At 43.7% G+C, this 12,802-nt stretch carries 14 protein-coding genes; 9 read left to right on the top strand and 5 right to left on the bottom strand.

Going from position 1 to position 12,802, the window contains the following annotated elements; translation table 11 throughout:
* Positions 1–140: 140 nt before the first annotated feature.
* The 6 genes from pflB to OW255_RS19350 all read left to right on the top strand — a co-directional run bounded on the left by pflB (position 141) and on the right by OW255_RS19350 (position 4,594).
* Positions 141–2,201 carry a formate C-acetyltransferase gene (gene pflB, locus OW255_RS19325; protein WP_268115044.1) on the top strand — a complete coding sequence of 687 codons (2,061 nt, stop codon included), beginning with the start codon at positions 141–143 and terminating at the stop codon, positions 2,199–2,201.
* 12 nt (positions 2,202–2,213) lie between these two features.
* The gene (locus tag OW255_RS19330; protein WP_024838159.1) at positions 2,214–2,441 is read left to right on the top strand and encodes a hypothetical protein; all 228 of its coding nucleotides are present in this window, start codon (positions 2,214–2,216) and stop codon (positions 2,439–2,441) included.
* A 39-nt stretch (positions 2,442–2,480) separates the two neighbouring features.
* On the top strand, positions 2,481–2,726 hold the full coding sequence (grcA3, locus tag OW255_RS19335) for an autonomous glycyl radical cofactor GrcA3 (RefSeq protein ID WP_024838158.1): 246 nt from the start codon (positions 2,481–2,483) through the stop codon (positions 2,724–2,726).
* A 25-nt stretch (positions 2,727–2,751) separates the two neighbouring features.
* On the top strand, positions 2,752–3,507 hold the full coding sequence (gene pflA / locus OW255_RS19340) for a pyruvate formate-lyase-activating protein (protein WP_268115045.1): 756 nt from the start codon (positions 2,752–2,754) through the stop codon (positions 3,505–3,507).
* A 107-nt stretch (positions 3,508–3,614) separates the two neighbouring features.
* Complete coding sequence (locus tag OW255_RS19345; RefSeq protein WP_024838156.1) at positions 3,615–3,785, top strand: DUF362 domain-containing protein; 171 nt, start codon at positions 3,615–3,617, stop codon at positions 3,783–3,785.
* Between the two features lie 92 nt (positions 3,786–3,877).
* Complete coding sequence (locus tag OW255_RS19350) at positions 3,878–4,594, top strand: gamma-glutamyl-gamma-aminobutyrate hydrolase family protein (protein WP_268115046.1); 717 nt, start codon at positions 3,878–3,880, stop codon at positions 4,592–4,594.
* 95 nt (positions 4,595–4,689) lie between these two features.
* On the opposite strand, the gene OW255_RS19355 is transcribed toward OW255_RS19350, so the two are convergent.
* Positions 4,690–5,349, bottom strand: coding sequence for a helix-turn-helix domain-containing protein (locus OW255_RS19355; RefSeq protein WP_024838154.1), 660 nt, complete (start codon positions 5,347–5,349; stop codon positions 4,690–4,692).
* A gap of 306 nt (positions 5,350–5,655) precedes the next feature.
* Between OW255_RS19355 and OW255_RS19360 the strand changes: the two genes are divergently transcribed.
* Positions 5,656–6,660 carry an alpha/beta fold hydrolase gene (locus OW255_RS19360; protein WP_268115047.1) on the top strand — a complete coding sequence of 335 codons (1,005 nt, stop codon included), beginning with the start codon at positions 5,656–5,658 and terminating at the stop codon, positions 6,658–6,660.
* A 102-nt stretch (positions 6,661–6,762) separates the two neighbouring features.
* On the opposite strand, the gene dnaB is transcribed toward OW255_RS19360, so the two are convergent.
* The 4 genes from dnaB to OW255_RS19380 all read right to left on the bottom strand — a co-directional run bounded on the left by dnaB (position 6,763) and on the right by OW255_RS19380 (position 11,112).
* Positions 6,763–8,097, bottom strand: a complete 1,335-nt coding sequence (dnaB, locus tag OW255_RS19365) for a replicative DNA helicase (protein WP_024838152.1) — start codon at positions 8,095–8,097, stop codon at positions 6,763–6,765.
* Between the two features lie 11 nt (positions 8,098–8,108).
* A complete protein-coding gene (gene rplI, locus OW255_RS19370; RefSeq protein WP_024838151.1) occupies positions 8,109–8,555 on the bottom strand; it encodes a 50S ribosomal protein L9 in 447 nt (148 codons plus the stop codon).
* The gene (locus tag OW255_RS19375) at positions 8,555–10,615 is read right to left on the bottom strand and encodes a DHH family phosphoesterase (protein ID WP_024838150.1); all 2,061 of its coding nucleotides are present in this window, start codon (positions 10,613–10,615) and stop codon (positions 8,555–8,557) included. Before OW255_RS19375 ends, rplI begins: the two co-directional genes overlap by 1 nt.
* Before the next feature lie 119 nt (positions 10,616–10,734).
* On the bottom strand, positions 10,735–11,112 hold the full coding sequence (locus OW255_RS19380) for a LytR/AlgR family response regulator transcription factor (RefSeq protein WP_268115048.1): 378 nt from the start codon (positions 11,110–11,112) through the stop codon (positions 10,735–10,737).
* A 246-nt stretch (positions 11,113–11,358) separates the two neighbouring features.
* On the opposite strand from OW255_RS19380, the gene OW255_RS19385 reads away from it, so the two are divergent.
* Together OW255_RS19385 and OW255_RS19390 are read left to right on the top strand one after the other, a co-directional pair.
* Positions 11,359–11,847, top strand: a complete 489-nt coding sequence (locus OW255_RS19385; protein ID WP_268115049.1) for a C-GCAxxG-C-C family protein — start codon at positions 11,359–11,361, stop codon at positions 11,845–11,847.
* A 4-nt stretch (positions 11,848–11,851) separates the two neighbouring features.
* Positions 11,852–12,799 carry a TDT family transporter gene (locus OW255_RS19390; protein ID WP_268115050.1) on the top strand — a complete coding sequence of 316 codons (948 nt, stop codon included), beginning with the start codon at positions 11,852–11,854 and terminating at the stop codon, positions 12,797–12,799.
* Positions 12,800–12,802 lie beyond the last annotated feature (3 nt).

Here is a 12,802-nt window from a genome sequence, read left to right on the forward strand (position 1 = left end):
TTTATCAATAATAAGGTTATACTTGACATTGTATACAGTATTCATATATAATATATTCATACAAAGATTGTATGAAATATTATCTTTGACGGCACTTATCTATTGACATTACTTATAAAGAATTTTGGAGGTACAACACTATGAGACCAGAATGGAGAGCCTTTAAAGGCGGCGCTTGGGAACGTGAAGTTAACGTCCGGGACTTTATCCAGAAGAACTATACCCCTTACGACGGTGACGACTCTTTCCTTGTTGGAGCGACTGCCGCAACCAAAGAGCTTTGGGAGCAGGTTCTTGAATTATCTAAAAAAGAAAGAGAAGCCGGCGGCGTTCTTGATATGGACACTAAGGTTATTTCTTCCCTTACTTCCCATGGACCAGGATATTTAAACAAAGACAAAGAGAAAATCGTTGGATTCCAGACAGATAAGCCATTTAAGCGTTCCTTACAGCCTTACGGCGGTATTCGTATGGCAGAGAAGGCTTGTGCAGACAATGGTTATACCATTGACCCAGAAGTAAAGGAATTCTTCTCCACACATAGAAAAACACACAACGCAGGTGTTTTCGATGCTTACACACAGGAAATGCGTGACTGCCGTTCCAGCCATATCATCACTGGACTTCCAGATGCTTACGGCCGTGGACGTATCATCGGTGACTACCGCCGTGTAGCTCTTTACGGAATCGATTTCCTGATTCAGGATAAAGAAGATCAGAAAGATACCACAAGCTCTGTTATGTACGCTGATGTAATCCGTGACCGCGAGGAATTATCCGAGCAGATCCGTGCTCTCAAAGATTTAAAGAAGCTTGGTCAGATTTACGGCTTCGACCTTTCAAGACCAGCTGAGAACGTACAGGAAGCAATCCAGTGGACCTACATGGCATACCTGGCTGCTGTTAAAGATCAGAACGGTGCTGCTATGTCCCTTGGACGTACCTCCACATTCATCGATGTATACGCTCAGAGAGACTTAGAGGAAGGTACCTTTACAGAGGAGCAGATTCAGGAATTCGTAGACCACTTCGTTATGAAGCTTCGTCTTGTAAAATTTGCCCGTACACCAGAATACAACGAGTTATTCTCAGGAGATCCTACCTGGGTAACTGAGTCTATCGGTGGTGTAGGTATTGACGGACGTCACCTTGTTACAAAGATGTCCTTCCGTTATCTGCACACATTAAATACATTAGGAACCGCTCCAGAGCCAAACTTAACAGTTCTCTGGTCTACAAGACTTCCAGAAGGCTTCAAACGCTTCTGTGCTAAGTCTTCCATCGAGTCTTCATCTATCCAGTATGAGAACGACGACTTAATGAGAGTTACTCACGGTGATGACTATGCCATCGCTTGCTGTGTATCTTCCATGAGAGTTGGTAAAGAGATGCAGTTCTTCGGCGCCCGTGCCAACCTTGCAAAATGTCTCTTATACGCAATCAACGGCGGTGTAGATGAGATCTCCAAAAAGCAGATAGGACCAAAATACCGTCCGATTACCTCTGAATATTTAGAGTACGACGAAGTATTAGAATCCTACAAGCAGATGATGAAGTGGCTTGCTTCTGTTTATGTAAACACACTCAACATCATTCACTTTATGCATGACAAATACAGCTATGAGCGCATTCAGATGGCTCTTCATGATAGAGAAGTAACCCGTTGGTTCGCAACCGGTATCGCTGGACTTTCCGTAGTAGCTGATTCCCTTTCTGCTATCAAGTATGCAAAGGTGAAAGCAATCCGCGACGAGAACGGTGTTGTTACTGATTATGAAATTGAAGGTGACTTCCCCAAATACGGCAACAACGATGACCGCGTTGACCAAATCGCTCATGATCTGGTTCACACATTTATGTCCTATATTAAGGAAAACCACACTTACAGAAACGGTATTCCTACAACCTCTATCTTGACAATTACCTCTAACGTAGTTTATGGTAAGAACACAGGAGCAACTCCTGATGGACGTAAGAAAGGTGACGCATTCGCACCAGGTGCTAACCCAATGCACCACAGAGATACTCACGGTGCTGTCGCTTCCCTTGCATCTGTAGCAAAGCTTCCATTTAAAGATGCTCAGGATGGTATCTCCAATACCTTCTCCATCATTCCAGGTGCTCTTGGTAAGGAAGATCAGATCTTCCACGGCGATTTAGAGTTGGACCTTGAACTGGAACTCAGCGAAGACCAGAAATAAGGAGTGACTGCTATGGCAGATCCAAAAGACAAACAAATCGACGATATCGTCTCCATGCTTGATGAATTCATGACAGGTAATGGCGGACACATGAACATCCGTGTCGACAAAGACGGTACCGTAAATGCCGATAAGACTATGGCAAAAACAATTACTACAACTAGTTCCTCAGACTGCGCAGAAGGCGATCAGGCATGTAAAGTGCCAACGCTCTTCTTCGGTCTGGACCAGGAAGACTAATCAAACACATTTGTACAAACACATAAGGAGGATAACACTATGGCAAATATCAGCACATCCCAGATCGACAATCTTGTGAATTTATTAGATGGCTATGTAGAAGAAGGCGGTCATCACTTAAATGTTAACGTTTTTACCCGTGAAACTCTTTTAGACGCTCAGCAGCATCCAGAGAATTACCCACAGCTTACTGTTCGTGTTTCCGGTTATGCAGTAAACTTTATCAAACTGACAAAAGAGCAGCAGGATGAAGTTATCTCCCGTACATTCCACGACAATATCTAATTAAAGTAAAGAAGGCGAATCAATCATGACAGGTCATATTCATTCCATTGAAAGCTTCGGTACCGTTGACGGGCCAGGCGTACGCTTAGTAGTCTTTTTACAGGGCTGTCCTATGCGTTGTCAGTACTGCCACAATCCGGATACCTGGAAGATGGCTGGTGGTACTGAGATGACAGTAGACGAAATTTTAAGGCAGTATGAGTCGTCCCGGAACTTTTACCGGGGCGGCGGCATCACTGCCACCGGTGGAGAGCCGATGATGCAGCTTGAGTTCGTAACAGAGCTGTTTGAAGCTGCCAGAAAGAAAGACATTCATACCTGTCTGGATACCTCAGGGGTAACCTTTCGAAGGGATGACAAAGTGCTTCTCTCTAAAATCGAACGGCTCTTAAAATCCACCAGTCTTGTCATGCTTGACATCAAACACATCGATAACGAAAAGCACAAGCCATTAACCGGACATTCTAACAACAATATATTGGATTTTGCCCGGTACTTAGATGAGTTAGAGGTTCCCGTTTGGGTCCGGCACGTAGTGGTGCCGGGTCTCACGGACCAGGAAGAGGATTTATACCGCCTGGGCCGTTTTATCGGAGAACTGACAAATGTCAAAGCTCTTGATGTTCTTCCCTATCATGACATGGGTAAGGTGAAGTATGAAAGCCTTGGAATGGAGTATCCGTTAAAGGATGTTCCTCCTATGTCTAAGGAGAATGCCGTTGCGGCGAAGAAGATTATTCTCAGCGGTATTAAAGCCGCAAGATTAGACAAAACTAACTGACTTTGCTCCTAAAATTATACATGAAATGCATAGTTTACTACTTGATTAATTTTTATTAATAGTATAAAATATAGAAAAATGTATAGAATATAAGGAGGTAATTTATAATGGCACGTGTTATTAGTGATGCTTGTGTTAGTTGCGGAACCTGTGAAGGCGAGTGCCCAGTAAGCGCTATCAGCCAGGGCGACTCTATGTTCGTTATTGATGCTGATTCCTGTATCGATTGCGGCGCTTGTGAAGGTGTATGCCCAACTGGAGCTATTTCCGAAGCTTAATTTATGAATACATAAATGCCTCTTCCGTAAGGAAGGGGCATTTTGTTATTTCTTTTTATCTCCTTCTATCATGAGAGAAAGGATGTTTCTATATGAGAAAACCTCTGATTGGTCTCACGCCTTATCACGATACGGATAATCACGATATTAAGATGCGTCCCACCTATTTAAGGGCCTTAAAGGCCGCAGGAGCCATTCCTGTTGTCATGCCCTTAGAAGCTTCCAAAGATGATTTATTGCAGCTTACCGATGAACTAGACGGCTTCCTGTTTGCAGGAGGACCTGATGTCCATCCTTTTTTATTTGGAGAAGAAACCAGAGAAGGCTGTGGCAATGTTTCTAAGGAACGGGATCAGATGGAGCTTACTCTCCTTCCCCTGATTTTAGCCCTTGGAAAACCGGTGCTTGGCATCTGCCGGGGAATCCAGGTTTTAAACATCGGGCTTGGCGGTGATATCTGGCAGGATATCCCTTCCCAGGTGAAACGTGACTTCCCCGTTGCCCATTCCCAGCCATTTTATTACAACATGCCAAGCCATACGGTCACTTTATCAGATGACAGCCTCCTTTCTTCCATTGCAGGAAAATCGGAATTAAAGGTGAACAGCATGCACCACCAGGCAGTCAGAGAGGTAGCTCCTGGTCTTATTGCAACGGCATGGTCCCCGGATCAGCTGGTGGAAGCCATAGAAATGCCTGGTTACCCCTTCTTTTTGGGTGTTCAGTGGCATCCGGAATATTTGTGGGAAAAAGATGATGTGGCGTTACGAATGTTTCAGACGTTTGTTGATGCATGTAGAAAAGAATAAGCTTACAGAAAAATCCGCAGTCTCACTTTCAGTGGCAACTGCGGATTTTTGCCTGAACAGGTATCCCTGTTGTTTTATCTGAAAGTAGTGTGGTGTTACAGTTTTTTCCCGTTTCTCCCGAACTTTTTTTTGCGGTTGAAAAAAGGAATCTTGGAAGCGGCTGCTTCGGCACGGCCTTTGTTGTCTTTTTGATACGTTCTTAAAAGCTCGTCCAATTGCTTGTAACGCTCTTCTTCTTTTTCTTCTTTTAAACTCATTAGATACTGCATTTCCTTAATGACCTTATCATTGACCAGACAGCTTACATCCTGACTTAGCTGTTCATTATTGACCTCTAAGGCTCGTCCAATAATGTGGTTCATGATCTCCTGGAACTGCTCCATTTTTTCTGAGGCAATGGAAACCGGCGCTGTATTATGTATGTCCAGGACTGTCCCGCCCTCTTGACCAGATAAGCTTCCCTCTTTTAATTCCTGGGTGATCTGGCCCTCCAATAAATCATCGGGGATGATGGGATCTTCGCTTCCCTCAATGACCTTATCAAGCGCTGTTTTGATGGCTTTTAACTGGTATCCCTTTTCTTTCAAGTCTTTGATCTGCCTGAATAAACGGATGTGGGTCTCGGTGTAATACCGGTGCCCCATCTCATTTCTGGGAATGTCTAATTGAAGCTCGTCCTCCCAGTATCGAAGGACATGGGATTCCACATCGACTTTCCGCGATGCATCCGATATTAAGTAATGTATCTCAGCCATAGCTATATCCTCTCCTTTGGTTCACTAAGTTTTCATAACCTTACTATTTATATCATATGCTGGTTTCATACGGATTATGAATATAGAATGAAATTTTTTTAGGATATTGGGCAATATTTTAATGAAAAACCATTGGGATTGCTTATTACGTTCATTCTTTCCCTCATATTCACATCATGGTACTTCTCTCTTTCATACTTGCTTCTATGGGCTACATATTACCAGTGCAAAGGGGACATATTATTTTATACGACTTGATGCATGTGATAAAATAGCTTTAACGTTAGATAGACAGGAGAAATAAATATGGCAAAGACATTAGAAACAAAGGATAACACCGGAAATAGGCCCGGTAAGCTGATGCGCCTGTTATTAAGAATAATCGCAGGAATCGTAATCGTTCTCATATTGTTTCTGGCTATCACTTATGTGGTGAATGCAATCTGTAACCGCATGGAAAAGAAAAAAATCGAACCTTACGGTCAATCTGTAGAGGTGGATGGCAAAAGGATGAACGTTTTCATACAGGGGAATGGGGATCAGATCATCGTCCTACTCCCAGGACAAGGCACTCCATCTCCTGTCCTGGACTTTAAGCCGCTCATTGATGAATTGTCGCCGGATTACAGGGTCGTAGCCATAGAACCCTTTGGTTATGGACTCAGCGACGGAACTGACAAAGAAAGAACAACAGAGAATATCGTTAGTGAGATTCACCAGGCGGTACAGCAGCTAAAGCTGGATCATTACATTTTAATGGGTCATTCCATCACAGGTCTCTATGGGGCCACCTATGTAAACAACTACCGGGACGAGGTCCAGGCTTTTATTGGAATTGACAGCAGCGTTCCCAATCAGCCCGGCATGGAGGCTAAACTGCCTTTAAGAACCTTTGACTTTATAAAGCGTTCTGGCCTCATGAGATTGGTCAAAAAGCTGGAGGTCGACCGTAATGAAGACCTTCCATTAGATGAACACTCCCGCGAACAGATGAATCTCATATCCAATCAGGTAAGCAGCAATCCAACGATGCTCAACGAATTAAAACACCTTGGCTCCAATTTTAAAAACGGAGAAACGCTTACCTACCCTCACGATCTTCCAATGCTTCTTTTTGTACAGTCCAATAACGAAAATAATTCCTGGTGGCTGCCTCTCCACGAAGAACAGGCGAAGCAATCCCAATATGGTAAGGTGATTCCCATGGAAGGTACTCATTACCTTCACCATACTAAATACAAGGAAATAGCCCAGGAATTCAAGGCTTACATGAAGGAAGTATCCCATGATGGTACCCCTTCCTCAAAGTAGAAGCTATAAGAGCCATGAGACCGACCTTCAAAACTCATAAAAAGGAGCGGGGGAACATCACTGAAACTTGGTGATGTTCCTCCACTCCTTTTTCTACCCTGCTTATTGTCTTGCCATGTTTGCAAACTTCGTATACTCTGGTCTCCAGACCAGATTTACCGTTCCAATAGGACCGTTTCTCTGCTTTGCAATGATGACTTCTGCAATATTAGGCATATCTGTATCCTTATTATAATAATCATCTCGGTATAAGAACATAACAACGTCAGCATCCTGCTCGATGGCTCCTGACTCTCGAAGGTCAGATAGCATGGGCCTGTGGTCCTGTCTGGTCTCACAGGCACGGCTGAGCTGGGATAATGCGATAACCGGTGCGTTCATCTCTCTTGCCAGGGCCTTTAAGGATCTGGAGATTTCTGAGATCTCCTGCTGTCTGTTATCTCCGCCTTTTCCGCTTCCGCTCATAAGCTGCAGGTAGTCGATGATGACGACACTAAGACCGTATTCCAGCTTCATCTTCCGGCACTTGGAACGAAGCTCCATAATGGAGATTCCAGGGGTATCGTCGATGATCAGCTTGGAATTACCAATGACTCCGATTCCTTCTACTACGGCATCCCAGTCCGTATCGGAAAGGGTTCCCGTTCTTAGCTTCTGGGAGTCTACGTTGGATTCCATGGCAAGCATACGGTTTACCAGCTGCTCCTTTGACATCTCCAGACTGAATACCATGGCTGGAAGGCCTTTCTTAACCGCCACATGGTCTACCAGGTTCAAAACGAAGGCAGTCTTACCCATGGAAGGACGGGCCGCAATTAAGATGAAGTCAGAGGGCTGCAGGCCTGAGGTCTTATAATCTAAATCAATAAATCCAGTAGGAATACCTGTAACGGTTCCCTGGTTTTTCGAAGCTTCCTCGATCTTTTCCAGTACATTCATGGCAACCTGCCGGATTGGAACAAATTCCCCGGAATTACGGTTCTGTAACAGATTGAAGATGGTCTTTTCCGTATAAGCCATTATGGTTTCCAGTGGCTCTTTTCCTACGTAACATGTATTGGCAATCTCTTCATTGACCTTAATGAGACGCCTTAATACCGCCTTATCCCTTACAATATTAGCATAGGACTTTACATTGGCGGAGGTAGGTACTGTGGTAATGATCTCCCGGACGAACTCCAGGCTGGATACCTCAGGCGGTACATCCTTTTCCTTTAACCGGTTTTGTAGAGTTACTAGATCCACGGGCAGGTTCTCATTAAAAAGCTCCAGCATGGCCTCAAACATGATGCCATACTGGTGCTGATAAAAGTCTCCTGCGGTTACGATCTCGGAAGCTGAGATAATGGCGTCCCGGTCCATCAACATGGAACCAATGACAGACTGTTCTGCTTCTATGCTGTGGGGGAGCACCCGCTTGATCAGGGCGTCATCCATGGTTTTGCCTCCTAGCTTTCTATTACCTTAACAATCAGTTTTGCAGTTACTTCTTTATGAAGCTTAATGGGTACTTCGTGAGAGCCAAAGGTCTTAAGTGGCTCAGGAAGAACCAGCTTCTTTTTATCAATATCAAGTCCAAGCTGAGTTTGAATGGCCTGGGATATCTCCTTGCCTGAAACGGAACCAAACGCTCTTCCGCCCTCTCCTGCCCGGATAGACAGTGTGATGGAAAGCTCTCCTAACTTCGCTGCAAGCTCTTTGGCAGCCTCTAACTGCTCTGCCTGGATCTTAGCTTCGTTAGCCTTCTGAAGCTTTAAGTCATTTAAGTTCTTTGAAGTTGCTTCGATTCCAAGCTTCTTTGGGAGAATGAAATTTCTAGCATATCCATCGTTCACCTTAACGATTTGTCCCTTTTTTCCTAATGCCTTTACGTCTTCTAATAATACAATATCCATTATGATATGTCTCCCTTCTCTAACATCTCTTTGATAACCGCTTTTAAGCGGGTTTTTGCTTCTTCAATGGTCACATCCGCAAGCTGTGCGCCTGCTATGGTACGGTGGCCTCCGCCTCCCAGCTTTTCCATCATGACCTGGACATTTACCTCGTCAATGGAACGGGCGCTCATAAACACCGTATTGTTATAATGTGACATTACAACGGATGCCTTAATGCCTGCTATATCAAGAAGCTCATTGGCCGCCTGAGCCCCAATGACCGTAGGGCTTCCAATTCCTTCCGACGGGCAGACACTGATTGCAAAATATTTTTCAAAAATCTCTGCCTCACGAACTGCTTCTGCTTTTGCCTTGTAATCATCAAGATCATCCCGAAACAGCTTTCTCACACGGACCACATCAGCTCCGTTTCTCTTAAGAAATGCCGCCGCTTCAAAGGTTCTGACTCCAGTCTGATTGGTGAAATTATGAGTATCAATGACGATTCCCGCATACAGGGCGTCTGCCTCTGCAGACTTAATCTTAATTCCATCCGCAATATACTGAAGCACCTCCGCAACCATCTCACAGGCTGAGGAAGCGTATGGCTCCACATAGGATAAGACTGCATTGTCGATGATCTCACTGCTTTGTCTGTGATGATCCAGAACCACAATGGTCTTTACCATGCGTAAAAGCTCAGGGGCATCGGTAATGCTGGGACGGTTTACATCCACAACCACCAAAATGGTGTTGGCGTCCACAAGCTCTGCTGCCTTTGCTCCGGTGAGGAACAAATCATCGGGATAATCGGGATTTCCAATAAACCGGTCCTGCAAGGGACGAACGGAAGTGGTTACTTCATTAATAATGATGTGAGCCTTTTTATTCAGGGCTGTTGCAATACGGTAGATACCAACTGCGGCTCCAAAGGAGTCTACGTCTGTGAGCCGGTGCCCCATGATTAAGAGCCTGTCTTTGGTTTCCATAAGCTCTCTTAAGGCATGAGCCTTGACACGGGCTTTGACACGGGTGGTCTTTTCTACCTGAGGTGCCTTGCCTCCAAAGAACTGAATCCGCTCCCCATCCTTTACAACGGCCTGATCACCGCCACGGCCCAGGGCCATATCAATGGCGATTCTGGCAAAATCATAGTTTTTGTAATACGTGTCCCCGTTCATTCCAAGTCCAATGCTTAAGGTCACTGCCATCTCATTGCCGATATTCACGCCTTTTACTTCTTCTAAAATGGAAAAGCGGCCTTCTTTCAGCTCCGGAATATAGGACTGCTTAATGGCAATAAAATACTTATCTTTTTCCAGCTTCTTCACAATACCATTCATGTTGGTAATGTACTTTGTAATCTTACGATCAATGAGCGCCGTAAGAAGGGAGCGGCGGACTTCTTCCACGCTCTCTAAGGCTTCCTCATAATTATCCAGATAAATGAGTCCTGCGACCATCTTTTGGTCATCGACCATCTGCTTGTAAGTAAGGATCTCAGTCTCATCAAAAAGATAGACCGCTACAAGGGTCTCTCCCGCAGCATCCATATCCACGGCCTGACCGATTCCGTGAGAAGAGCCTTCCATGGTCACTGTCTTTAAATGAATCTTATATTTTCGGTCATTTAAGGTTGCATGAAGTTCCGCTGTTCCGTTACTCAGCTTAAGAGCTTCTTTTGTTATCTCTGGAAATATGGTGGTTATGTTCTTTCTTGTTACCTTAAGAGGCTTTTCCTCTCCCAGGACTTCTGAAAGCGCCGCGTTCCCCCATAAGACACGCCCATTCTCATCTGCGATTCCGTAGGGAAGCTCCAGATCGGTAAGAAAATTCTTCTGCATCCAGGAATATTCTGCGGAAAATTCCACAAGGCCTCCAAGCAGACGCTGCCTTCTGTAAGCGTAAAGCCAGACTGCAAGCCCCGTATACAAAAGCGTGAACAGGGCCATGATGATCCCTGCCTTTGCACTGACTGCACCTATGATCATATTCGCAATGATCCAAAGCGCACTCAGATAAAGCGGCCACTGCATATAGGCTCTCAGCTGCCCCCTTATTTTAAACTTCTCTTTCATATCTTTCTCCTTATGGAAAAAAGGGTCTTTTTTCACTATTTCCTTATTATAACATAGGAAAATGGGTTCGTCCATTAAAAGAAAACCCACCCTGGCAGAGACAAACAAAGGAAATACGATTATTCTCCAATGCCATATTCCACAATATACTGATCCACAATGTTTTTAATCTGGGGCTTTTTATAAGGTTTGATGATAAACCCGTAAGCCTTAATCTTCCACGCTTCCAGAGAAAAACCGGGGATTCCGGAAAGCAAAACTACCTCCGGCGGATTCGCCAGCTCATAAAGCTTGGCTGCTAAGGTAATGCCGCTGATATCTGGCATCACAACGTCAGAAAATACCAGTTGTACTGGATGTTCCTTTATATACTGCATGGCTGTAACAGCATCGCTGAAACTGCCTAATAGTTCGACCTCTTTCATCTCTTTTAAAATTCTGGTTATTTTATCTAATAATTCCTCCGAATTATCAATTGCTACCACTTTGATGCCCATAACGCCTCCCAGGTTATTCGTGTAAATTTTCTATTTGTAATAGGAATAATATATATTATACATAGTTTCTACCATTGTATCAATGAAGATGTATTTCTTTATTATTTCCCTATGATTCATTGGCAAACAGCATTTTATTGATAAAAACAATGATTGTCCCAATACAAATTGAAAAAGGCAATTGGAGGTTCCTGGCCCATTATGATAAGATTATAACAATAAATATATACAAAGGAGTGTTTGAATATGGAAATGAAAAAAGAGGTCAGTGTAGAAAAAATCAAGAAAGAGGCAGAAGAATTATATCGTGGTGGTTTTTTCTGTTCAGAAGCTGTTGTTTGTTCTATTCGAGATAATTTTGAACTTGACGTTCCAGATACGGTCATTTCCATGGCTTCCGGGTTTCCCATTGGAATTGGACGCTCCAAATGCGTATGCGGGGCAGTATCCGGGGGAGTGATGACACTTGGACTTTTCTTTGGACGAACAAAACAAGGTGACCCAAAAGTTGAAAAAAACCTTTTATTAGCCAATGAACTTCATGATTATTTTAAAACTGCCAACGGAAAGAACTCTCTTTGCTGCCGTGTACTCACAAGAGGATTTGATATGGGAAGTGGGGAACATAAGGAGCAATGCATTGCATTTACCGGATTGGTTGCTGAAAAAGTAGCACAGATTGTCATACGGGAATTTAATCTTGTAAATACAGATGAACTTGTGGCAGCGAGGTGACTTCATGACTGACTTCATCAAACGAGTGCCAATTCCAATGTCTGGAGTTATGCTTGGTTGTGCGGCTCTGGGCAATTTACTTCAGAGCTATTCCAATGGCCTTCGCTATCTGTTTGGAATCATATCATTTCTTCTATTGATGCTGCTGGTACTTAAAATAACAATGTATCCTTCTGATGTTAAGAAGGATTTAAAGAATCCAATTATAATGAGCGTTTCGGCTACATTTCCTATGGGGGTTATGCTGCTATCAGTTTACATAAAGCCTTTTTGGAGTCCATTGGCTTTAATCCTCTGGCTTTTGGCCATAGCACTTCATCTCCTTCTTATATGTGCCTTTACTTATCGATTTATGAGAAAGGTGAATCTTAAGAATGTATATGTCAGCTATTTTATTGTATATGTAGGGATAGCCGCTGCAGGTGTTACTTCTCCAGCTTACCAAATGACGCTCATTGGTACTGCCGCCTTCTGGTTTGGATTCATCAGCTTCCTTGCTTTACTTCTATTGGTTGGATATCGTTATGTTAAATATACTGAGATACCAGAGCCTGCCCAGGCATTGTTTTGTATTTTTGCAGCACCTGGAAGCTTGTGCCTGGCGGCTTACCTACAATCAGTGGAAAATAAGAGTCTGATCCTTATAATAGGACTTGCCATACTTTCTTTTCTATTATATGTCCTTGTACTGACACGGCTAATTCCACTATTGTGCCTGCCATTCTACCCAAGTTATTCTGCCTTTACATTTCCATTTGTTATCAGTGCCATTGCATCGAAGCAGACGGCAGGCTATCTGGTTAAAAATGGGTTAGAAATTTCAGTCGTACAGTCAATCATATGGATTCAGACTATTGTTGCTGTAATACTTGTCTGCTATACTCTTTTGCGATACACTATGTTTTTATTACAGATTAAGGCAGCACCTGTGAACACACAGACGGCCAGATAATCC

Source organism: Lacrimispora xylanolytica, assembly GCF_026723765.1.
Lineage (GTDB): Bacteria > Bacillota > Clostridia > Lachnospirales > Lachnospiraceae > Lacrimispora > Lacrimispora xylanolytica.